Origin of the sequence: Haloterrigena sp. KLK7 (assembly GCF_037914945.1) — an archaeon.
GTDB classification, from domain to species: Archaea; Halobacteriota; Halobacteria; order Halobacteriales; family Natrialbaceae; genus Haloterrigena; species Haloterrigena salinisoli.
In genome coordinates, this window is the sequence record NZ_CP149787.1 from 2111263 (window position 1) to 2133648 (window position 22386).

Annotated in this window: 19 protein-coding genes; 9 read left to right on the forward strand and 10 right to left on the reverse strand. The window is 67.1% G+C overall.

Annotated features, from left to right (window positions below):
• Positions 1 to 50: 50 nt before the first annotated feature.
• Together WD430_RS10380 and WD430_RS10385 are read right to left on the reverse strand one after the other, a co-directional pair.
• Positions 51 to 470 carry an EamA family transporter gene (locus WD430_RS10380; protein ID WP_339102379.1) on the reverse strand — a complete coding sequence of 140 codons (420 nt, stop codon included), beginning with the start codon at positions 468 to 470 and terminating at the stop codon, positions 51 to 53.
• Entirely contained in the window at positions 467 to 889 is a 423-nt protein-coding gene (locus WD430_RS10385) for an EamA family transporter (protein ID WP_339102380.1), read from the reverse strand. The genes WD430_RS10380 and WD430_RS10385 overlap by 4 nt, the downstream gene beginning before the upstream one ends.
• 166 nt (positions 890 to 1055) lie before the next feature.
• Here WD430_RS10385 and WD430_RS10390 point away from each other — a divergent pair, with 166 nt between their 5' ends.
• From WD430_RS10390 to WD430_RS10400, 3 genes are all read left to right on the forward strand, one after another.
• The gene (locus WD430_RS10390; RefSeq protein WP_339102381.1) at positions 1056 to 1613 is read left to right on the forward strand and encodes an 8-oxo-dGTP diphosphatase; all 558 of its coding nucleotides are present in this window, start codon (positions 1056 to 1058) and stop codon (positions 1611 to 1613) included.
• A gap of 77 nt (positions 1614 to 1690) precedes the next feature.
• Entirely contained in the window at positions 1691 to 1903 is a 213-nt protein-coding gene (locus WD430_RS10395) for a hypothetical protein (protein WP_339102382.1), read from the forward strand.
• 182 nt (positions 1904 to 2085) lie between these two features.
• Positions 2086 to 2934 carry a hypothetical protein gene (locus WD430_RS10400; protein WP_339102383.1) on the forward strand — a complete coding sequence of 283 codons (849 nt, stop codon included), beginning with the start codon at positions 2086 to 2088 and terminating at the stop codon, positions 2932 to 2934.
• 53 nt (positions 2935 to 2987) lie between these two features.
• On the opposite strand, the gene WD430_RS10405 is transcribed toward WD430_RS10400, so the two are convergent.
• On the reverse strand, positions 2988 to 3962 hold the full coding sequence (locus WD430_RS10405; protein ID WP_339102384.1) for an NADPH:quinone oxidoreductase family protein: 975 nt from the start codon (positions 3960 to 3962) through the stop codon (positions 2988 to 2990).
• A gap of 147 nt (positions 3963 to 4109) precedes the next feature.
• Between WD430_RS10405 and WD430_RS10410 the strand changes: the two genes are divergently transcribed.
• The 3 genes from WD430_RS10410 to gltB all read left to right on the forward strand — a co-directional run bounded on the left by WD430_RS10410 (position 4110) and on the right by gltB (position 11528).
• Positions 4110 to 4886 (forward strand): YihY/virulence factor BrkB family protein, encoded by a 777-nt coding sequence (locus WD430_RS10410; RefSeq protein ID WP_339102385.1) that lies wholly within the window; start codon positions 4110 to 4112, stop codon positions 4884 to 4886.
• Between the two features lie 105 nt (positions 4887 to 4991).
• The gene (proS, locus tag WD430_RS10415) at positions 4992 to 6473 is read left to right on the forward strand and encodes a proline--tRNA ligase (RefSeq protein ID WP_339102386.1); all 1482 of its coding nucleotides are present in this window, start codon (positions 4992 to 4994) and stop codon (positions 6471 to 6473) included.
• A gap of 501 nt (positions 6474 to 6974) precedes the next feature.
• Complete coding sequence (gene gltB, locus WD430_RS10420; protein WP_339102387.1) at positions 6975 to 11528, forward strand: glutamate synthase large subunit; 4554 nt, start codon at positions 6975 to 6977, stop codon at positions 11526 to 11528.
• A 107-nt stretch (positions 11529 to 11635) separates the two neighbouring features.
• Here the strand turns inward: gltB and WD430_RS10425 are convergent, their stop codons facing one another.
• The 3 genes from WD430_RS10425 to WD430_RS10435 form a co-directional block, all read right to left on the reverse strand.
• Positions 11636 to 12244, reverse strand: a complete 609-nt coding sequence (locus WD430_RS10425) for a peroxidase-related enzyme (protein WP_339102388.1) — start codon at positions 12242 to 12244, stop codon at positions 11636 to 11638.
• Between the two features lie 76 nt (positions 12245 to 12320).
• Positions 12321 to 12740 carry a GIY-YIG nuclease family protein gene (locus WD430_RS10430; RefSeq protein ID WP_339102389.1) on the reverse strand — a complete coding sequence of 140 codons (420 nt, stop codon included), beginning with the start codon at positions 12738 to 12740 and terminating at the stop codon, positions 12321 to 12323.
• An 87-nt stretch (positions 12741 to 12827) separates the two neighbouring features.
• Positions 12828 to 13481 carry a hypothetical protein gene (locus WD430_RS10435; protein ID WP_339102390.1) on the reverse strand — a complete coding sequence of 218 codons (654 nt, stop codon included), beginning with the start codon at positions 13479 to 13481 and terminating at the stop codon, positions 12828 to 12830.
• Here WD430_RS10435 and WD430_RS10440 point away from each other — a divergent pair.
• Positions 13449 to 14660: a hypothetical protein gene (locus WD430_RS10440; protein WP_339102391.1), complete on the forward strand. Its 1212-nt coding sequence runs from the start codon at positions 13449 to 13451 to the stop codon at positions 14658 to 14660. The genes WD430_RS10435 and WD430_RS10440 overlap by 33 nt on opposite strands.
• A 560-nt stretch (positions 14661 to 15220) precedes the next feature.
• On the opposite strand, the gene WD430_RS10445 is transcribed toward WD430_RS10440, so the two are convergent.
• Positions 15221 to 16234, reverse strand: coding sequence for an RAD55 family ATPase (locus WD430_RS10445; protein WP_339102392.1), 1014 nt, complete (start codon positions 16232 to 16234; stop codon positions 15221 to 15223).
• A 157-nt stretch (positions 16235 to 16391) separates the two neighbouring features.
• Here WD430_RS10445 and WD430_RS10450 point away from each other — a divergent pair, with 157 nt between their 5' ends.
• Both WD430_RS10450 and WD430_RS10455 read left to right on the forward strand, forming a co-directional pair.
• A complete protein-coding gene (locus WD430_RS10450; RefSeq protein ID WP_339102393.1) occupies positions 16392 to 17381 on the forward strand; it encodes an NAD-dependent epimerase/dehydratase family protein in 990 nt (329 codons plus the stop codon).
• A gap of 90 nt (positions 17382 to 17471) precedes the next feature.
• Positions 17472 to 18533, forward strand: a complete 1062-nt coding sequence (locus tag WD430_RS10455; RefSeq protein WP_339102394.1) for an NAD(P)-dependent glycerol-1-phosphate dehydrogenase — start codon at positions 17472 to 17474, stop codon at positions 18531 to 18533.
• Between the two features lie 45 nt (positions 18534 to 18578).
• Here the strand turns inward: WD430_RS10455 and WD430_RS10460 are convergent, their stop codons facing one another.
• From WD430_RS10460 to WD430_RS10470, 3 genes are all read right to left on the reverse strand, one after another.
• On the reverse strand, positions 18579 to 19400 hold the full coding sequence (locus tag WD430_RS10460) for an ABC transporter permease subunit (protein ID WP_339102395.1): 822 nt from the start codon (positions 19398 to 19400) through the stop codon (positions 18579 to 18581).
• Complete coding sequence (locus tag WD430_RS10465) at positions 19397 to 20344, reverse strand: ABC transporter ATP-binding protein (protein ID WP_339102396.1); 948 nt, start codon at positions 20342 to 20344, stop codon at positions 19397 to 19399. The genes WD430_RS10460 and WD430_RS10465 overlap by 4 nt, the downstream gene beginning before the upstream one ends.
• Positions 20345 to 20533: 189 nt before the next feature.
• Positions 20534 to 22360 carry a S9 family peptidase gene (locus WD430_RS10470; protein WP_339102397.1) on the reverse strand — a complete coding sequence of 609 codons (1827 nt, stop codon included), beginning with the start codon at positions 22358 to 22360 and terminating at the stop codon, positions 20534 to 20536.
• Between the last annotated feature and the right edge of the window lie 26 nt (positions 22361 to 22386).

A 22386-nucleotide genomic window follows, 5' to 3' on the forward strand; every position in this document is an offset into this window, starting at 1 on the left:
TCGCGGCCGGCGATCGACTCCCGTCGGGCGCAGGCCGGCCCGCGACGCGGTCACAGCGACATGAGGACGACCGCGAGCACGGCGAACGCGATTCCCAGCCCCTTCCTGACCGTCAGGGACTCCTCGAGGACGACGATTCCGATGACGGAACTGATCGCGATGAACAGGCCGTAAATCGGGACGACGACGCTCACCGGACCGAGCGCCAGCGCCCGGTAGTAGGCCAGCAGGCCGACCGCGAGGAACGTTCCCCAGACCGCGATATAGGGCGCCTTCGGGTGCGAGAGATACTGCCACGGCGACGTTCCCCGGTAGGCCATCAGGCCGCCGATCAGGACGGTCATGAGCGCGTTCGACAGGAAGACCGCGGTCGTACTCGGGATCGACTCCATCGCGATCTTCAGCAGGGGCGCGACCAGGCTGTACGTCGCGAACGCCAGCAGCGACAGGACGAGGTAGTTGCGCTTCACTGCTCACCACCCGCGCTACAGACGATCGCGACGACCGCACAGCCGATGCCGGCCGCTCGAGTCAGCGTCAGCGTCTCGTCGAGAAACAGGATGCCGATGACCGAACTACCGACGATAAAGAGTCCGTAGATCGGGACGACGACGCTGACCGGACCGACCTCGAGTGCGGCCGTGTACGCTAGTATTCCGACCGTCAGGAAGACGCCACCGGCGTAGACGTAGCCCGCGCCGGCCGACGTCGCGAGAGCGGGGTCGGCGGTGTCCGTGGCGACCATCACGACGGTCGCGATCGCGAGGAAGACGAGCGTCGCGAGGAACAGCCCCGGCGCCGGCGGAACGTCCTCCGTGACGTAACTCGTCAGCGGCGCGACCGCCGAGTACGCCAGCAGAGCGACGAGGACCCAGAGCAGATACTCCATACCGATGCTCGGGTGGTAACTACCTAACGGCTGTCGAAGGCGGCGAGGATTCCCGGGAATATGACAACGATAGTAGGGGAGGGTGTGACACGGTAGACGACTCTCCGACGGCGGGACCGCGCCTCGAGTGCGGGCGCTTTATCCCGAGCGGGCCGAACGATGGCGTATGACCGAGACGACGCTGTGCTTTCCGTTGCGGAGCCGCACGGCCGACGGTGACGGGGCGGGGGGAGACGGCGTGACTGCCGAGACGGACGAGGTGCTCCTGATCGAGAAGCGACGAGGCCTCGGCGAGGGCTGGTACAACGGTCCCGGTGGCAAACTCGAGGCCGGCGAGACGCCCCGCGAGTGTGCGGTCCGCGAGACCCGCGAGGAGGTCGGCCTCGAGGTCGACCCCGCGGCCCTCGAGAAGGCGGGCGAACTCGAGTTCGCGCTCGACGGGGAGGCCCACACGTTCTGTCACGTCTATCGGACGCGGTCGTTCGCCGGCGAGCCGACCGCCACCGAGGAGGCCCGTCCGGAGTGGGTTCCCGTCGACGAGGTGCCCTACGACCGGATGTGGGACGACGATCACCTCTGGCTGCCGAGCGTCCTCGAGGGACGGACCGTCGCCGGCCGGTTCCGGTTCGAGGGCGGGCAACCGCTGGACGAAGCGGAGTTCGTCGATCACGATCTCGAGTGGGGCGTCGACTTCGCGGCGGACGACGGCGGCGGACGGTCGTGAGACGGGACTCGAGGCCCGGCGTCGTTCGATCGGCGACCGTTTCGCCGTACAGGCATCGATTACTCTCGGGTCGCGTCGTGATAGCCCGGGGCGGTACGATCGAGCGGACGGTCGCCGCGGCAGCGAGCGTCGTCGGGACGCTCGCGGGCCGTCTGGGGGAACCGTCCGACGACAGCGACGGCGACACGGAGACGAAGGAGGGGGTCTTCGAAGACGACTCGGCGTCGGCCGCCGGCGACGGCGGGGCTGCTGCGGATGGCGACGAGCATCCCGTCGACGACGAGGAGTGACCGACCGGACGCTGCGAGACGAGGCCGGGAGCGATCCCGTTCTCGAGGCGCCGACTCGGTGTTGGGGGCCCATAAGACGATTTCATCGATTGCGGCGCTCGTAACTGCGACAGCGCGGGGTCTCCCGCTCGCGTATCGTCTGCATACTCTTTTCCGCGTCCGTGGTAGCGCCGGCCGAATAAATGACTGAGACGACTCGTCGACGGACGTTCATCGGAGCAGTCGTCGGAATTGGCGGCGCGCTCGCGGGCTGTCTGGGCGAGACGAGCGACGACAACGGCGAGACCGAGACCGAGGAGGACATCTTCGGTACCGAGCCGGTCGAAGCCGGCCGCGACGAGGAGTCCGCCAACGCCGCGAGCGGTAGTGAGAATGACAGTGAAGACAGCGATGGGGCCGAAGACGAGGACGAGAGCGGCGGTGATGGGGAGAACGAGAGCGACGGCGAGGGAGACGAGGACGAGAGTGACGGCGGGGGAGACGAGGACGAGGGCGGCGACGACGGTAACGAGAACGACGGGGACGGCGGGGATGGCGGGGACGGCGGCGAGGGCGATGGGGATGACGGTGACGAGAGCGGCAGTGACGGGGACGAGAACGACAGCGATTCCGCGACGAGCGACGGCGGCGACGAAGACGGTGGCGACGGCGAGAACGACAGTGAGGACGACGGCAGCGGCGGCGAAGACGACGGCAGCGACGGCGAGGATGACAGCAGTGATGGCGAGGATGACAGCAGTGATGGCGAGGATGACAGCAGTGATGGCGAGGATGACAGCAGTGATGGCGAGGATGACAGCAGCGGCGGCGAGGACGACGGCAGTGACGGCGAAGACGACGGCAGTGACGGCGAAGACGACGGCAGTGACGGCGAAGACGACGGCAGTGACGGCGAAGACGACGGCAGTGACGGCGAGGACGACGGCAGTGACGGCGAAGACGACGGCAGTGACGGCGAAGACGACGGCAGCAGTAGTGAGGATGACAGCAGCGGCGGCGATGAGAACGAGGACAACGAAAGCGACGACTGAGGCCGGCGTCCGCGCTCGAGGGCGCGGGCTCCGGCTCGGTCAGTGCTCGGTGCCTAGGGCTTCAGGACGACCTTCCCGGAGCTCTTGCGGTCCTCGATGTACTGGTGGGCCTCGGCGGCGTCCTCGAGCGCGAACGACTCGCCGAGGATCACCTCGAGGTCGCCGCTCGTCAGCCCCTCGGTCAGCTCCGGCACCGCTTTCATCACCTTTCCGGGGTCGTGCATGGAGGCCTGTCCGAGGTGGAACCCTTTGACCGTCTTGTTCTCGAAGAGCAGGCGTCGGTTCTCGACCTCGCCGGGGACGCCACTGGCGACGCCGAAGGTGACCATGCGACCGAAGTGGGCCATCGCGTCGAGGCTGCGCTCGAAGACGTCGTCGCCGACGCTCTCGAGGACGAGGTCGACGCCCTCGCCGTCGGTCTCCTCGTCGACGACCTCGCGGAAGTCCGTCTCCGTGTAGTTGATCGGGTGGTCGCAGCCGAGGTCGGCCGCGAGATCGAGTTTGTCCTGGGTGCTCGCGGTGCCGAAGACCTCGGCGCCGGCGTTCGAGGCCAACTGGACGGCGGCCGTCCCGACCCCGCCCGCGGCGGCCTGGATCAGCACTGATTCGCCCTCAGCCAGCCCGCCCCACTCGAACAGACAAGAGTGGGCGGTGAGGAACTGGACGGGGAAGCCGGCGGCCTCCTCGAAGCTCGTTCCCTCCGGAATCGGGAAGAGCATCGCGGCGTTGGCGGTCGCGTACTCCGCGTAGCCGCCGGTGTCGAGCATCGCGACGACGCGGTCGCCTTCCGAGACGTCCTCGACGCCCTCGCCGACCGCGTCGACCGTCCCCGCGGCCTCCATCCCGGGGACGTACGGCGCGTCGGGACCGCCGGGGTAGACCCCGCGTCGCTGCATGATGTCCGCGAAGTTGATTCCCGCGGCTTCGACGTCGATGCGGACCTCGCCCGCGTTCGGGTCCGGTAAGTCAGCGTCGACGACCTCGAGCGCGGCGCTGTCGCCGTACTCAGTTACTTCGATCGCTTTCATACGAATGCGTGTACCGGAGTCGCACACATAACGCTGTCAGAACCGGACGAAACCGAGAGAGCGTTCATTGTTTTCGCCAGGGAACCCGACCGAAACAGTTGCGACTGCCACGCGTGGGTTCAACAGGACAGTCGTCGTACGACGCCTATGTCGACCGTGGGGTCCGTCATCGCTCTCGCGAGGGATCGAAATCTGACGTTTCTGGCGGCGGGAATCGCCTACTACGCGTTCGTCTCGACGATACCGCTGATACTGCTTGCCGTGACGATCGCGTCGTTCGTGGGGGGTCAGGCGCTGGCGGATCAGGTGACCAGCATGCTCAGCCAGCAACTCTCGTCCTCGGGACAGCAGATGGTGTCACAGGCGCTCACCAACCCGTCCGGTCGGGCGGCCGCGTCCGTGGTCGGGTTCCTCGGAGTCCTGTGGAGCGCCCTGAAGCTCTTCCGGGGCCTCGATCAGGCGTTCGACGAGGTGTACGCAGACGAGGTCGACGCCTCGCTACTGGGACAAATCTGGGACGGTCTCGTCGTCGTCGTCGGAATCGCGCTCGCCGTCGTACTCGTCGTCGCTGTCGGCGCCGCGCTCTCGATACTGAACCTGCAGATCCCGTTCGCTAACGTGCTCGGGTCGCTCGTGCTGATCGTCGTCCTGGCGATCGCGTTCCTGCCGATATACTACGTACTGCCGCCGGTGAGCGTATCGATCGGCGAAGTGATCCCGGGGACGATCGTCGCCGCGATCGGCTGGGTTCTACTCCAGGTCGGCTTCCGGATCTACGCGGCCAACGCCGGCAAGTACGCGGCGTACGGCGTGATCGGAGCCGTGTTGCTGTTCGTCACGTGGCTGTACTTCGGCAGCATCGTGATCCTGCTGGGCGCAGCGGTGAACGCCGTCCGTCGGGGTGCGACGGCGGAATCGCCGTAGCCCGCTCCGGCCCCTGTCGACGCAGGTGGCGTGACCGCGAGACGAGCGCCACCGAGCGTCCGGCCTTCGCATGGTTTAAGACCGCGCTGGCTGGATAACGTACCAATGAGCGACGAGAGCCAGGAACTCGGGATCACCGAGTCGAAATCGCACAAGCCCGGCGAGTGGTACGCCGAGGTCGTCCAGAAGGCCAACCTCGCGGACTACGCTCCCATGGGCGGCTTCATCGTGACGAAGCCCCGCGGCTACGCGCTGTGGGAGGGTATCCAGGACGCGCTCGACGGCTGGTTCAAGGAGACCGGCGTCGACAACGTCTACTTCCCGATGTTCATCCCCGAGAGCTTCCTCGAGCGCGAGAAGGACATCGTCGAGGGGTTCGACCCCGAGGTCGCCTGGGTGACCCAGGGCGGCCACGAGGAACTCGAGGAGCGCCTCGCAGTGCGTCCGACCAGCGAATCGATCATCGCGCCGTTCATGGCCGACTGGACGCGCAGCCACCGCGACCTGCCGCTGCGGCTCAATCAATGGTGTTCCGTGGTTCGATGGGAGGCCACCGAGACTAAGCCCTTCTTCCGGACGAAGGAGTTCATGTGGCAGGAGGGCCACACCGCACACGCGAGCGACGAGGGTGCGTGGGACGAGGTCTGGACCCGACTCGGACAGTACGAAGACCTCTACGAGGACGTGCTCGCGATTCCGGTGCTGCGCGGGAAGAAGCCGGAACACGACAAGTTCCCCGGCGCGGACACGACGACGACCGTCGAGGCGCTGATGCCCGACGGCAAGTCCGTCCAGGGCGCGACCAGCCACAACCTCGGCCAGAGCTTCGCCGAGGCGTTCGACATCACCTTCGCCGACGAGGACGAGGAGGAACGGACCGCCTACACCACCTCGTGGGGGCTCTCGTGGCGCGCGCTCGGCGCGCTCATCATGACCCACTCCGACGATCAGGGGCTCGTGCTCCCGCCGACCATCGCGCCCACGCAGGTCGTCATCGTCCCCATCTGGCAGGAGGACACCAAGGAGGACGTCCTCGAGTACTCCGAGAACATCGCCGACGACCTCGAGGACGCCGGCTTCCGCGTCGAACTCGACGACCGCGACGAGCGCAATCCCGGCTTCAAGTTCAACGAACACGAGCTCAACGGGGTGCCGCTGCGACTCGAGATCGGCCCCTACGAGGTCGAAGACGAGGAGGTCACGATGGTCCACCGGCCGGACAACGAGGAGTCCGTCGAGGACCGCGACGACATCGTCGAGAGCGTCGACGACCACTTGGAGGAGATCTACGACAAACTGTACGACGCGGCCGAGGAGAACTTAGAGGAGAACGTTCGGGAAGCCCACAGCCCGGAGGACATCCTCGGAACGATCGGCAAACACGGCGGCTACGTGAAGACGCCGTGGTGCGGCGACGAGGCCTGCGAGGAGGCGATCAAGGAGAAGATCGCCGCCGAGATCGTCATGCAGCCACTGGAGGACGCGGGCGGACGGTCGAGCGCTGAGGTGCCCGAACCCGACCGCGACGAGTGTGGCGTCTGCGGCGATCCCGCCGACGAGATCGCCTACTTCGCGAAGTCGTACTGATCGGCGATCGGGTCTCCCGCCGGCCCGGTTCTAGCTGCCCTTCTTCCCATACCGTCCGTGGCTCCCGCGCTCCGTTCGACGCGAGCCACCGCTCGCGGCTCGGATCATAGTTGCACCCACGGGAATTGCAGCAGTACCACCGACGGATCGAGCCCCGTGAGAGGATAACACACGGGCCTAACTCTTTAACCGAATCTTCCTTACGGGTTGCGAGAGTACGAACGGATGTGGTGTTCACTCTGGTGGGTGAGCACTACGTGCCTCTGACACTGCTGCCCTGCCCGGGCAGCTATTCTTTCCCGCTCTCGAAACCGATTTTCGAAGCCAGTCTCGGTATTTCGTTTCGACAGTGATCGACGTTCTTCGCTCCCGACAGATTCTGCTGAACAATTATGATACTTGTATAGTAGGGCAATATACCTTATATTCGATTATATGTGTTTATAATACACTTAGTCATTATGGATCAGCCTCTTATAGGAGTTCTCGTTATGGTGGTGTATGCCACAGCCACAGATAGCGTCATCCGCCGAGCGTTCGCAGGGGCTCGGAGACCCTACGGACGAACGGTCGAACTGCGGCGTCGGCGTCGTCATGGACCTCGATGGGGATGGGGGACACGATGTCGTTGCCGACGGGCTCGAACTACTCGTCAATCTCGAACATCGCGGGACCACCGGCGCGGAGAAGAACACCGGCGACGGCGCGGGTATTATGCTGCAGCGACCCGACGCCTTCTTCGAGGACGTTCTCGAGACTACTCTTCCGGACATCTACGCCGTCGGATCGCTCTTTCTCCCGCAGGACGACGAAGCGCGGACGGAACTCGTCTCGCTCGTCGAGGACTCGCTCGCGACGTACGATCTGGACGTCCTCGAGTGGCGCGACGTTCCGACCGACAACGAGGATCTGGGGAAGACGGCCGTCGACTCCGAACCGGACGTCTGGCAGGTCGTCGTCGCCCCCGAGGGCGATATCGATCAGGAGACGTTCGATCGACGCCTCTACGTCGGTCGACGAGCCCTCGAGAACGCCGTCGAGGACGCGGACATCGAGAACAAGGAGCGCTTCTACGTCGTCTCGCTCGATTCCAAGACGATCGTCTACAAGGGGCTGCTGAAGGGCGTTCAGGTCCCCTCCTACTATCCCGATCTCACCGACGAACGAATGGAGTCGACGTTCGTGATGGTCCACGAGCGGTTCTCGACGAACACGCTCGGCGCCTGGCACCTCGCTCACCCCTACCGGAACATCATCCACAACGGCGAGTTCAACACCATTCAGGGCAACATCAACTGGATGCGAGCCCGCGAGACGGACATCGAGAGCGACGTACTCTCCGACCTCGAGGCCGTCAAGCCGATCATCGACGACCCCGACCAGTCCGACACTGCCAGCGTCGACAACGCCCTCGAGTTGCTGATGCAGGACGGGCGCGACCTCGAACACGCCCTCCGGATGCTCGTGCCCGAGGCCTGGCGCGGCGACGATGCGATGGACGAGGACCGCAAGGACTGGTACGACTTCCACGCCTCGCTCGTCGAGCCGTGGGACGGGCCCGCGCTGGTCGCGGCGACCGACGGCGAACGCGTCGGCGCCGTCCTCGACCGCAACGGGCTGCGTCCCTGCCGATACGACGTCACGACCGATAACCGCCTGATCATGGCCAGCGAGGCCGGCGCCCTCGAGACCGAGCCCGCGGAGATCGAAGAGCGCGGTCGGCTCCAGCCGGGCCAGCTGTTCCTCGCCGACCCCGAGGAGGGACGGGTCATTCCGGACGAGGAAGTCTTCGAGGACCTCACCGACGAGCGCTACGGCGAGTGGGTCCAGCAGGAGCAGGTCCACCTCGACGACATCCGGACGACCGACGACAGCGGTTCAAAGCAGCCCGTCGACGACCTGCGTGACTACCAGGCCGCCTTCGGCTACACCCACGACGAACTCGAGAACCTGATCGAGCCGATGATGCAGAAGGGGAAGGATCCCGTCGGTTCGATGGGCGACGACACGCCGCTGTCGGTCCTGACCGAGTTCAACCGACCGCTGTTCTCCTACTTCAAGCAGCTGTTCGCGCAGGTCACCAACCCGCCGCTGGACTACATCCGCGAGGAGCTCGTCACCTCGATGGAGTCGCGACTCGGCTTCCAGCGTAACCTGCTCGACGAGTCGCCCGAACACGCCCGCCAGCTCGTGCTCGACTCGCCGATCCTGACCGACGGCGAACTCGAGTCGATCCGCGACTGTTCGGCCAACGGGATCACGGCCGCGACGATCGACATCACCTACGAACCGGAGAGCGAGGAGCCGGGCGACGATCTGGCCGCGGCGATCGAACGCGTCCGCGAGGACGCCGTCGAGGCCATCGAGGACGGGAACGACATCATCGTCCTCTCCGACCGGAGCGTCGACGACGACCGGATCGCGATCCCCAGCCTGCTCGCGACGGGCGGCGTCCACCACCACCTCGTCCGCAACGGACTGCGCAACCACGTCGGCCTCGTCGTCGAATCGGCCGATCCGCGCACCGTCCACCACTTCGCGACGCTGGTCGGCTACGGCGCCGGCGCCGTCAACCCCTACCTCGCCTACCAGACCATCGAGGACATCACCGCGGGCGAGGACGGCGCGGACACCGAGGTCGCCATCGACGCCTACGTCGGCGCCGTCGAGGACGGCCTGCTGAAGATTATGGCCAAGATGGGCATCTCGACGGTCGAGAGCTATCAGGGCGCCCAGATCTTCGAGGCCGTCGGACTCGATTCGGACCTCGTCGCGGACTACTTCGAGGGCACCGAGAACCGCACCGAGGGGATCGGCCTCGCCGAGATCGAGGAGGACCTCCGCGAGCGCCACGAGACCGCCTTTGGCGCCGAGGACGATCCGAAACTCGACCGCCACGGCGAGTTCGAGCACCGCTCCGGCGGTATCCACCACCAGTGGAACCCCGACACCGTCGGCGCGCTCCAGCAGTCCGTCCGCTCGAACGACTACGAGCGCTATCAGGAGTTCGCCGAAAAGATCAACGACCAGCAGCAGAACCTCCAGACCCTGCGCGGGCTGCTCGAGTTCGACTCCGACCGCGAGTCGATCCCGGTCGAGGACGTCGAGCCGATCAAGGACATCGTCGAGCGGTTCTCGACGGCCGCGATGAGCCTCGGGAGCCTCTCGCCGGAGGCCCACGAGAACAACTCGATCGCGATGAACCGGCTGGGCGGCAAGTCCAACTCCGGCGAAGGCGGCGAACCGCCGGAACGGTTCGACACCGAACGCGAGTGTAACGTCAAGCAGGTGGCCTCGGGCCGCTTCGGCGTCACGTCGACGTACCTCTCTTCCGCCGACGAGCTCCAGATCAAGATGGCCCAGGGCTCCAAGCCCGGCGAGGGCGGCCACCTCCCCGGTTCGAAGGTCAACGAGATGATCGCCCACGTCCGCAAGTCCACGCCGGGCGTCGGCCTCATCTCGCCGCCACCGCTGCACGACATTTACTCCATCGAGGACCTCAAACAGCTGATCTTCGACCTGAAGGCGGCCAACGAGGAGGCCGACATCAACGTCAAACTCGTCTCCGAGGCCGGCATCGGCACCGTCGCCGCCGGCGTCGCGAAGGCCAACGCCGACGTGGTCCACATCTCGGGCCACGACGGCGGTACCGGCGCCTCGCCGCGCACCTCGATCAAGAACGCCGGCCTCCCGTGGGAACTCGGTCTCGCGGAGGCCAACCAGATGCTCTGTGCGACGAACCTGCGCGACCGCATCCGCGTCTCCGCCGACGGCGGGATGAAGACCGGTCGCGACGTCGCCGTCGCCGCCCTGCTGGGCGCCGAGGAGTACGTCTTCGGGACCGCCTCGCTGGTCACCGGCGGCTGCGTGATGGCCCGACAGTGTCACAAGAACACCTGCCCGGTCGGCGTCGCCACCCAGCGCGAGGACCTGCGCAAGCGGTTCCCCGGCGAGCCCGAACACGTCATCAACTACATGACGTTCATCGCGCAGGAACTGCGCGAACTCATGGCCGAGCTCGGCTTCGAGACGCTCGACGAGATGATCGGTCAGGTCGACGTCCTCGAGCAACGCGACGACGTCGATCACCCGAAGGCCCGCAACGTCGACCTCTCCGAGGTCCTCGCGGACCCCGGCAGCGACGTCCGCCGCAAGATCCGCGAGCAGGACCACGAACTCGAGGAGCAGCTCGATCGGGACCTCATCGAGGCCGCGGCCGACGCTATCGAGGACCAGGAACCGGTCTCGATCGACGCCGAGGTCACCAACGTCGACCGCACCGTCGGCGCGATGCTCTCGAACCGCATCACCAGCCGCTACGGCGAGCCCGGCCTCCCCGAGGACACCATCACGGTCGACCTCGAGGGGACCGCCGGACAGAGCTTCGGGGCGTTCCTCGCCAGCGGCGTCTCGATGCACTTAGACGGCAGCGCTAACGACTACGTCGGCAAGGGTCTCTCGGGCGGCAAGATCACGATCCGCACGCCCGAAACGGCCGGCTACGATCCGACGGAAAACATCTCGATCGGTAACGTGGCGCTCTACGGCGCGACCGACGGCCAGCTGTACGTCAACGGCGTCGCCGGCGAGCGCTTCGCGGTCCGCAACTCCGGCGCCAAGGCCGTCGTCGAGGGCGTCGGCGACCACGGCTGCGAGTACATGACCGGCGGCGTCGTCGCCGTGCTCGGCGAGACCGGCAAGAACTTCGCCGCGGGGATGAGCGGGGGCGTCGCCTACGTCTACGATCCCGACGACGAGTTCGAAGCGAAGGCCAACACCGGAATGGTCTCGCTACACGACTCCCTCGAGGAGAAAGACGAGCAGATGCTGCGCCGACTCGTCGAGAACCACGTCGCCTACACCGGCTCCGAGCGGGGTGAACTCCTGCTCGAGAACTGGGAGCGCGCGCTGGACGCCTTCGTGAAGGTCATGCCCGAAGCCTACCACGAGGCGATCACCGAGCAGGGCAGCGACGACGTCCGCGAGGAGCTGCCGGGTACGCCCGAGGTGTCCGCCGAGGCCGAATCCACCAGCTTCGCGGCGAGCGACGACTGATCGGCTGGTCGCTACTCGGTCGTCCGTTCGGTTCCGCCGGCTCCGCTCGTTCTGCTGGTACCGCTGCTGTCGCTGTTACCACGGCTTTCGCTGATTCTCCAGTCCTGTTACTCCCGTCCCAACGTGTGGAACTCGTCGTTGGGCCGCATCCCGGCGAACATCGCCAGCCGATTGCTCAGGTTGTAGAACGCGGTCACCGCCGCGATGTCCCAGATCGCTTCCTCGCCGAACCCGGCCTCGCGGAGCGCCTCGAGGTCGTCCCGCTCGACCTCGGTCGGGCGTTCGGTCAGTTTCACGGCGACGTCGAGCATCGCGCGGTGGGCGTCGCCGATGTCCGCGGTCCGGTAGTTGGCGACCAGTTGGTCGGCCAGCAGCGGATCGTCGGCGTAGATCCGCACGAGCGCGCCGTGGGCGACGTTGCAGTAGTAGCAGTGGTTGACCCCCGAGACCGCCACGATTATCATCTCGATCTCCTCGCGCTCGAGGGCCGCGTCCTCGACGAGCGCGTCGTGATACGCGAAGAACGCGCGGAAGTGCGACGGTTTGTACGCCATCGCCGCGAAGACGTTCGGCGTGAATCCCGCTCGCTCGGTCTCGTCATCGATGCGCTCTCTGAGGTCGTCCGGGAGGTCCTCGAGGTCGGGAACCGGAAACCGGTCCATCGCGTCGTCGTGCAGTACCGGCTCGGACGCGCCGTCGGTGTCCTCTTCGGCCATAGGGACCGGTCCACACGGAGCGGTATAACTCGTGGTGGCGGTCCGCCGTCGGCGTCGGCGGTCGACGGCGGACGATCTACTCGGTCCGAGGACGACCGCCTTCGGCCACGGCGGCGTCGCGAACGGCGTCGATGCCGGGCACGTCGAGCAGGTGCCCCGCGCAGTCACAGTCCGAGGCCCCGAAACCGTCGACCTGCTCGCCCGGCAGCGAACTCGCCAGTTCGCACTCCCGGTCGGCGTCGGGAAACGTGAGCGCGGCCTCGAGGCTCGTCTCGGGGTGGCCGAGCAGGTAGTCGATGTGCCAGTGGCGAGTGTCCCGTTCGCCGCGGGCGAGTTCGCGGTGGCGATCGATTCGGGCGAAACCGCCGGGGCCGAAGGCGCTGCCGACGTAGGCGTAGGTCCCGGCGGCGAACTCGCGCTCGCCGAGCGCGCCGACCGCGAGCGTCGTCGCTCGCGGGACGTCGACGACGAGCACGTAGGTGCCGCTCTCGCTCATAGCCGGGCGTCGGGTCCGAGGCGACAAAAACGGGGTCGGTTCGGATCGACTCGAGATCGACGGAGACGGAACCGGTGCGTTAACGCCCTACCTGCGATCGTCGCTGCGTTCGTCGTCTCGATCGACCGGATCGTTCTCGTGGACGTGCCGGCGGTTGCTCGTGTCCTCGTCGCCCTGCTGGGCGTGGTGGCGCTCCTCGCCGCCACCGGGGAGTCCCTGACTCGACTGATCGCCGCGGTCAGTCGAGGAGGGCTGGTCGCGCTGGCGGTTCCAGTCGCGGTTGTGGCCCTGCTCGCCGCGGTCGTCCGCGCGCCGGGACTCCTGATCTCGCGGGCTCTGGTACTCCCGGTCGAAGTCCGGTTCGGCGGTCCAGCTTCCGCCCTCGGACCGCCGGCCGTGCTGCTCGTGCTCGAGGCCGCCGCCGGACCGGGTCTCGGATCGGCGCTGGTCGCCGCCTTCGCCGCCCTGTGAGCGCTGTCCTCTCTGGGGCTGGCCGCGCTGGTCCGCGTACTGCTGGCCGCGCCGGCCCTGACTCTGCTGGCCGAACTGGGAGTCGCCCTCGCGGGCCTCGTTGCGACGTTCGTGGCCGCGCTGGAATCCCTGCTGGCTGCCGCCCTGCTGAGAGGCGTCGCCACCGCGGCCGCGCTGACGTCGCTGCTCCTGGTGCTGGCCGCGATAGCCTCGTTCTCGGCGATCTTGCTGGTTCTGTTGGTCCTGGATCTCCGTCTCGCCGCGGGGCATTCGTTCGTTGATTCCCCGATCGCGGCCGCGCTGCTGGGATCCCTGGCGCTGCTGACCGCGCTGCTGGTCCCGTTGACCGCGCTGTTGGCGCTGTCCGCGCTGGCCCTGCTGCTCACGACGCTGCTGGTCTCCCATCCCCTGAGGCTGCTGACCGCCCTGGGGCTGGTACTGCTGGCGGTCGTGACGGGCCTCACCGCCGTACTGGAGGTTCGACTCCCGGATCGCGTCGGTCTCGAAACCGCTCTGCTGGCCCTGTTGGGTCTGGCCGCGCTGGCCTCGCTGGGCCTGGCCGCGCTGGCTCTGTTGCCGGCCCATCTGTTGGCGATCGCGCTGCCCGCGCTGTTGACCGCCCATCTGCTGTCGGTTCCGTTGACTCCGCTGATTGCGCTGCTGACCGCCAGTCTGCTGTCCGCGTTGGGTCCCTCTCTGCTGTCGATCCTGCTGGCCTCCCATCTGTTGGCGACCCTGTTGACCGCCCGTCTGTTGCCGACGCTGCTGCTGGCCGCGCTGCTCTCGCTGCCCGCGTGGGGACTGCGACTGATCGCCGCCTCGCCGGCGCGCTTCGGCGCCGTACTCGAGGTTCGCGTCGTCGCTCACGTCCGGTTCGAACTGACTTCCGGGATGGCGCTGTCGCTCGCGGCGGGACTGTTCGTAGCCGCCGTGTTGCTCGTACTGGCCGACTCGTTCGCGTCCCTGTCCCTGCTGACCGCGCTGTTCGTGTCCTCGAGATCCGCGCTGGGGCGCCTGTCGTCCTCGCTGCCCGCGCTGTTGAGTACCCGTCTGCTGGCGGCCCTGTTGCCCGCGCTGTTGACCCTCCATCTGCGGACGCTGCTGATCGGGTTGGCGGCCTCCCGTCTGCTGCGTCCGCTGGCCGCGCTGTTGGCCGCCCGTCTGATCGCGTCGTTGACCGCCCATCTGTTGGCGACCCTGTTGACTGCGCTGTGGCGATCGTCCGCGCTGACCCTGCTGATCGGTCCGACGCTGCTGGCCGCTCATCTCCTGGGGCTGGGGCTGCTGGCCGCCCTGTGGGTTGCGCTGCTGGCGATCGTGGCGGGCCTCGCCGCCGAACTGGAGATTCGACTCCTGAATCGCGTCGGTCTCGAAGCCGCTCTGCTGTCCACCCTGCTGGTTTCGTCCGCGCTGGCTCTGCTGGGGCTGTCCGCGCTGGCGCTGCTGTGACTGTCCGCGTTGCCCCTGCTGACCGCCCATCTCGGAACGGCCCCGCTGCTCGCGGTTCATCCGCTCGTTGCGACCGTACTCCTCGCGGCGACCCTGCTGACGGTCGTCACCGCCGTGACTGCGACCCATGCTGGGTTCGCCGGACGTCCCGCGGACGTACTCCTCCGAACTGTGCCACTCTCCGTCGTTCCCTCGAGACGGGCCGTTCGCGCCCGTCTCCTCGCTGCCGCCGCGACTGTATAGTCCGTGTACCCAGCCGCGATCGTCGTCGCGTTGCTGGCGTCCCTCGGACTCGCGATACCGATCGTCTCGCTCGGCGTCGCTCGAGCGGTCGGTGCTTCGGTCTCGCGTGCGGTCGCGGTCGTGTCGGTCGTTCATGGCTGTGACTGTGGTGAAACTGCGGTCGATCGGTGATCACTCGGCTCGGTTCCTGGCCGTTCGCGCCGTGCGCTGTCGGCCGGTCGCCGACAGGACTGGCGCCGCGGTAGCCTCGACATCGTGTGATCGACCGCCCGAGCGGATAAAAGGAGAGCGCGCGCTAGCGTGCACGCCGGACCGCGTCAGCGCCGCTCCCGGACGCCCTGCGCCTCCCGCGACGGCGGTGCGCCGGGAGCCGTCCGTTCGGGAGATTCCACGACGGACGAGAGCAGTCCCCGAACCGGTTCGTACTCGTAGGTGATCCACTGGGGCAGGAAGCGGGCGCCGGTCAGCTTCCGGATCCCCAACTGCCGGAGTCGCGTGTCGGACTCGAGGTGATCGGCCAGCCGCAGATCGACGACGCCGTCGAAGACCGATTCGTCCATCGACGCGCCCTCGTCGCCGGCCGTCCAGCCGCCGAAGATCGGGACGTACCGCGCCTTGCAGACCGTCGCCCGCGTCTCCGTAACGAACTCGTGGACGTGGTCCGTCTCGAGGCCCCGAGCGAGTTCGCTCAACGAATCGATCGTCATCAGCCCGGTCTCGGTCATCTCGAGGTCGTCGAGCGCCGCGTTGCACTCCCGCAGGATCGGTTCGACGTCGGTCGGCTCCTCGATGGCGACGATCGACTCGGCGGCGGCCTCGCCGACGAACTCGATCCACTCGCTGCGGTGGTCGCGGAACGCGTCGCGGTCCGCGAGCCGGTGGGTGAAACAGTCGACGAGCCGGAGTCGGTCGTCCTCGAGGGCCGGCAGGACGTTCCAGCCGTTCTCGAAGAACCGCTCGAGGACCGCCGCCGGCGGCGTGGTCGCGGTCACGAGGACGGCCGGTTCGCCGCGCTCGATGGCGCGCCAGACGAGTTCGGTCAGCAGTTCGCTCCGTCGGGTCCCCGCCGCGCCGGAGAGACAGACGAACGAGTCGGCCGGGACGCCGTTGGGTACCAGCGAGTCGATGGGTTCGACGCCCGTGACGATGCGCTTGTACGCGCTCGGATCGGGGATCTCGTCCCCGTCGTCGCCCTCACTGGCCTCGAGACAGGCCGTCGAACAGAACTGGCCGTCGTCGGTCTCCTCGGGTTCGCCGGGGATCGGATAGCGACAGTGATCGCACTCGAGGGGATACTCGGCGGAGCGCTCCGGCCGCTGTTGTGATGTCATGGGTAACGCCGGCTACGACGAACGGGGAAAAAGAACCAGTCCGTGCCGAGCGCGACTTTCTCGTTCTCCTGATTTTCTGTCGCCGAAGATCGTACTCGTTCGGCCGCTCGCCTCGGCGGTCCGCCACCGTTTTCCACGCGACCGTCGAGGGTCGACCATGGACGACGCACTCGTTATCGGCGGCACGCGCTTTATCGGGCGCCACCTCGTCGAGGAGTTGCTCGAGCACGACTACGACGTGACGATCTGCAATCGCGGGACCCACGAGAACCCCTTCGCGGACGACGACCGCGTCGCCCGCGTCGAGGGCGACCGGACGAACGAGGCGGCGCTCGAGGCCGCGGCGATGACCGTCGAACCCGACGCGGTCTTCGACTGCGTGGCCTACCAGCCCCGGGACGTCCGCGCGGCGACCCGGATCTTCGACGACTGCGAGGCCTACGTCTACGTCTCCAGCGGTTCGGCCTACGGCCGCGAGGAGATCCCCAAGCGCGAGGACGAGACGCCCCTCGAGCCCTGTACGGCCGATCAGGCGACCGACGACTCGAGCGAGACCTACGGCAACCGGAAGGCCGAGGGCGACCGGGCCGTCTTCGCGGCCGCCGAGCAGGGGGTGAACGCGATGAGCGTCCGTCCGCCCGTCGTCTACGGCCCGCACGACTACACGGAGCGCCTCGACTGGTGGATCGACCGCGTGAACCGCTTCGACCGCGTCGTCGTCCCCGGCGACGGGACCAACGTCTGGCACCGCGCGTACGTCGAGGACGTCGCGAGCGCGCTCCGGGTCGTCGCCGAGCGCGGCGAGGCCGGCGAGGCCTACAACGCCGGCGACCGACGGCTCGTGACGCTCGCGGAGTTAGTCGAGCTGATCGCGGACACGCTCGGTACGGACGTCGAAGTCGTCACCGCCGGCCCCCGCGAACTCGCGGCCGGCGGCATCGAACTCGAGGACTACGCGCTCTACCGCGACTACCCGCACGTCCTCTCGACGGCGAAACTCGCCGCGCTGGGCTGGGAGTCGACGCCGCTCGCCGAGGCGATGGAGCGGTCGGTCGACGCCCACCTCGAGAGCGACCGCGACGGGAGCGAGCACGGCCCCGACAGAGACGCCGAGGAGCGCGTGCTGGGCATCTTGGATACCGTCTGAGCGAGACGGTCGCGCGATCGGATGGCGGCGGGCGGTCTCCGATCGATACGACAGGAAAAGCACATAGCCCGCGGGTGAGTGAGGGTGCGTATGTTCGAGAAGTCGACGTGGATTCGCCTGCCGCGAAACGTCGTGGTCGGGCACGGCGTCATCGACCGGGTCGTCGACGTCGTCGACGATCTGCATCTGCAGGGTCGGCCGCTGTTCGTGACCAGTCCGACGCCGAAGGAGGTCGCGGCGGACCCGATCGTCGCCGAGTTCGAAGCCGTCGGCGTCGACCCCGCCGTCGTCACGGTCGAGGAGGCGACGTTCGGGGCCGTCGAGGACGTGATCGAGACCGCCGAGGCCGCCGACGTCTCCTATCTGGTCGGCATCGGCGGCGGCAAGGCCATCGACATCGCCAAGATGGCCAGCCACCACCTCGAGATGGGCTTTCTCTCGGTGCCGACGGCGGCCAGTCACGACGGGGTCATCAGTAATCGCGGCTCCGTCCCTGACGGCGACACCCGCCACAGCGTCGCGGCCAAGCCGCCGCTGGCGGTCGTCGCCGACACCGAAGTGCTCTCGCAGGCCCCGTGGGAGCTGACGACCGCCGGCTGTGCCGACATCATCTCCAACTACACCGCGGTGATGGACTGGCGGCTCGCGAAACGCCTCAAGGACGTCGAGTACTCCGAGTACGCCGCCGCGCTCTCGGAGATGACCGCCGAGATCCTGGTCGACAACGCCGACCTCATTCGGCCGGGCCTCGAGGAGTCGGCCTGGGTCGTCAGCAAGGCGCTGATGTCCTCGGGCGTGGCGATGAGCATCGCCGACTCCTCGCGGCCCGCCAGCGGCGCCGAACACCTCTTTTCCCACCAGTTGGATCGGTTAGCGCCCGACGCCGCGCTCCACGGCCATCAGGTCGGCGTCGGTTCGATCATGACCGCCTACCTCCACGGCGGGGAGGACGGGATCTGGCACGATATTCGGGACGCACTGAACAGCATCGACGCGCCGACGACGGCCGCCGAACTCGGGATCGACGACGAGACGGTACTCGAGGCGTTGACGACCTGCCACGAGATCCGCGATCGCTACACCATTCTCGGCGACGGGATGAACGAGCGGGCCGCCCTCGAGGTGGCGACGAAAACGGGCGTCATCGACTGACACGCCGACTCGAGAACGAAGGACAGACCCGTCGACCGGCGACGGTCAGCCCAGATCGGCGCGCTCGAACCGCCAGATACCGAGCACGAGCGGGACGACCAGCCAGGCGAGCAGGATGACGATCATCACCTCGCCCTCGAGATACCACGGACTGTCCGGCGCCGTCTGGCTGACTTGGGACGGAAAGACGAGATCCATCGCGCCGAAAAACGCCATGATCGGACTCATGGCCGCTTCGATAAAGGAGAGGGCGTTCTGGGAGAGATCGAGGCCGAAGAGGTCGTTGAGGATCCAATTGAGCGCGAAGCTCACCATTCTGAACAGGGCGAGAACGGTCGTCACGAAGAAAAAACCGATCGTCCCGCCCATCGCCCTCGATCGCGAGGCCGTCGCGGCGGAGATGCCGATCGCGACCGAGACGTACGTCAGGGTGAACAGGATCGTCAACGCGAGCGCTCCGAGGAGCATCTCGACGTCGATCGACGGATACCAGAGGGTCCCGAGAATGGCGCCGATACCGAATCCGACGAGGATCGATCCGATGACGACGGTCGAGCGGGTGAGAAACTTCCCGAGGACGACATCGCGGCGACTGTTCGGAATCGAGAGCATGTACTTGATGCTCCCGGACTCGCGTTCGCCGGCGATGGCCAGATAGGCGGTCACGAGCGCGACGAGGGTGAGGATCATCGCCCCGTTGCCGGTCAACATGGTCAACGCGTAATAGAACTCGGGGTCGTCGGCGTTGTTCTGACCGAAGTAGAACATCAACACCGCGATGAGCACGTAGAGGCTGGAGACGAACCAGACGATCTTCGCCCGACGAACGTCGAGGAAGTCCTTTTTCGCGACGTCGAGCGTGCTCATGCCGTCACCTCCGGCGCCGGGGCCTTCTCCTCGTCCGCCCGCTCGCCGTTCGTGTAGCTGTTGAACAGCTGCTCGAGCGAGGTGTCCTCGGAGATGATGTCCTCGACGGCCGTCGCCGCGGCGACGCGTTCGACGACGTCGACCTTAGCCGACGGGTCGGCGCAGGTCGCCGTGATCGTCGTCCCCTCGACGCTGACCGAGCGGACGCCCTCGAGTCTCTCGAGGGCGAGCGAGTCCGGCACCGTCGCGACCTCGAGCGAGATGGGGGCGCCGAGGTCGAGATCGCCCTGCAGGTCGTCGAGCGTGCCGGTCGCGACGAGGTTCCCCTCGTTCATGATGCCGATCCGGTCGCAGACGGCCTCGACCTCCCCGAGGATGTGACTCGAGAAGAAGACCGTGGTGCCCCGCTCGGCCTCCCGCTGGATGATCTCGCGCATCTCCTGCATTCCCGTGGGGTCGAGTCCCGAGGAAGGTTCGTCCAGGAGCAGGAGGTCGGGGTCGCCGACCAGCGCCATCCCGAAGCCCAGTCGCTGGGTCATCCCCTTCGAGTAGCCGCCGGCGGCTCGGTCGCCGTCCTCGCTGGTGAGACCGACTCGCTCGAGGAGGGCGTCCGGGTCGTCGTCGGTGCCTTTGGTATCGATGACCCACTGGAGGTGTTCGCGTGCGGTGAGTCGGTCGTAGACGCTCGCGCCTTCGGGGAGGACGCCGATCCGGTGGCGGATCTCCTCGGCGTCGGTCTGCGCGTCGAGGCCGAGCACCGTCGCGGTCCCCTCGGAGGGTCGCACGAAGTCCAGCAGCATGTTGATCGTGGTCGACTTCCCGGCGCCGTTGGGGCCGAGGAAGCCGAAGACTTCGCCTTCTTCGACGGTCAGGTCGAGGCCGTCGACCGCGAGGACGTCCCCGCCGTACCGTTTGGTCAGGGCGGCCGTTTTGATAGCGGACATACATGAACTCCCTACCCGTCGAAATGTAAATCTTGCTAAGAGTATGGAGGGCGATTAACGAGTGACATGTTGTAACAAACGCGGCGAACCGGGCGAGGCCGGCGCGGCCGGCGAACGTCGACCGGCGCTACGAGGACGGCACCGACGCGATCGAGGCGGTGAGCCGCCGAATCGGGTTCGCCGGACCGATCAGACGTGTTCGTCGAGGAAGTCCGCGATCGCGGAGTAGGCCTCGATGCGGTTCTCGAGCTTCGAGAAGCCGTGGCCCTCGTCCTCGAAGATCAGCTTTCGGACGGGGACGCCCTGTTCTTCGGCTCGTTCGGCGATCTGTTCGGCCTCACCGACGGGGACGCGGGGGTCGTTCTCGCCGTGAAGGACGAACAGCGGCGCCTCGATGTTCTCGATGTTGTTCGTCGGCGAGATCTCCTCGAGGAACTCGCGGTCCTCCGCGAGCGAACCGTACTCGGCCTCACGGAGTTCGCGGCGCCAATCGCCCGTGTTCTCGAGAAAGGTGACGAAGTTGGCGATGCCGACGACGTCGACGCCGGCGGCCCAGAGGTCGGGGTACTCGGTCAGCGCGGCCAGTACCATGAAGCCGCCGTAGGAGCCGCCCTTGGCCGCGATTCGATCGGGATCGACCGCGGGGTGATCTCGAAGCCACTCCACGCAGGCCTCGATGTCGGCGACCGAATCCATCCGGTTCTCGACGTCGTCGAGCGCGGCGTAGTCGGCGCCGTAGCCCGACGAACCGCGGACGTTCGGCTCGAAGTAGGCGTAGCCCCGATCGAGGAAGTACTGCTTGACGGAAGAGAAGGACGGACGACGCTGGCTCTCGGGGCCGCCGTGGATGTCGACGATGACGGGGACGCCGTCTCCGTTCTCGTCGGCGCCGTCCGGCAGCGTGAAGAAACCGGGCACCTCGAGTTCATCGAAGCTCTCGACGTGGACGAGTTCCGAGTCGTCGAACGACTCCGGCGGGATACCGGCCGTGGGCGCGCTCGTCCACTGCTCGGCCGCGCCGGTCTCGACGTCGACGACGAAGACGTTCGTGTTGACCGCGTCGCCGGTCGTCGACAGCGCGAAGCGTTCGGCGTCGGGATCGAAGCTCACGCCGCCGGAGATCCCACCCGGGAGATCGGGTTCCGGGAAGGTCTCGAACGCGGTTGGGTCGCTCTCGTCGAATTCGCCGACGGTCAGGTCGGTGTAGCCCTCCACGTTCCGGGAGTAGACGAACCGGCCCGTCTCGTCGTCCAGCGCGATACCGCCGACGTTCCATCCGTCTCCGTCGGCGACGGTCTCGAGATCGCCCGTCTCCAAGTCGAGATACGCGAGGTAGAGGGTGTCCGCGTCGCCCTCGTCGGTGACGAGGTAGATCCCCTCGCCGTCGGGCGCCCAGCTGGCGCTCTGGTAGCGGACGTCGCCCTCGTGGGCCGTGAGGTGCTCGAGTTCGGGGTCGTCGGCCTCGAGGTCGAGGACGTAGAGGTCCTGATCGAAGTTGGAGTAGGCCTGCGAGACCAGCAGCCGGGAGTCGTCGGGGCTCCAGCCGGACAGCGAGAGCCAGCCGTCGCCCTCGTAGACGAGGGTCGCGTCGTCTCCGCGCTCGTCTCGGCCCTGCACGTAGAGGTCGAAGACGGACTCGTCGCGGCGGTTCGAGGCGAACGCGAACCGGTCGCCGTCGTGGCTCCAGCCGCCCCAGCGGTGTTTGGCGTCGGGCATCGCGGTCAGGTTCTCGATCTCGCCCGTTTCGGCGTCGAGTCGGAACAGCTGCGCGCGCTCGTTGCCGCCCTCGTCCATTCCGAAGATCAGCTCCGGGCGCTCCGGCGACCACGAGGCGAAGGTCACTCGCTCGTCGTAGAACGTCCGCTGCTCGGGCCACGCGCGGGGTTCCTCGAGCGTCCAGACCTGCGGCGTACCGGTCGTGTTCATCAGGAACGAGAGCCGCTCGCCGTCGGGACCGAAGGAGGTCCCGTAGGCGCTTCGAATATTGAGGTACCGTTCGATCTCGTAGCTGCCCATACACGGGGATGACGCCTCGAGTGGGT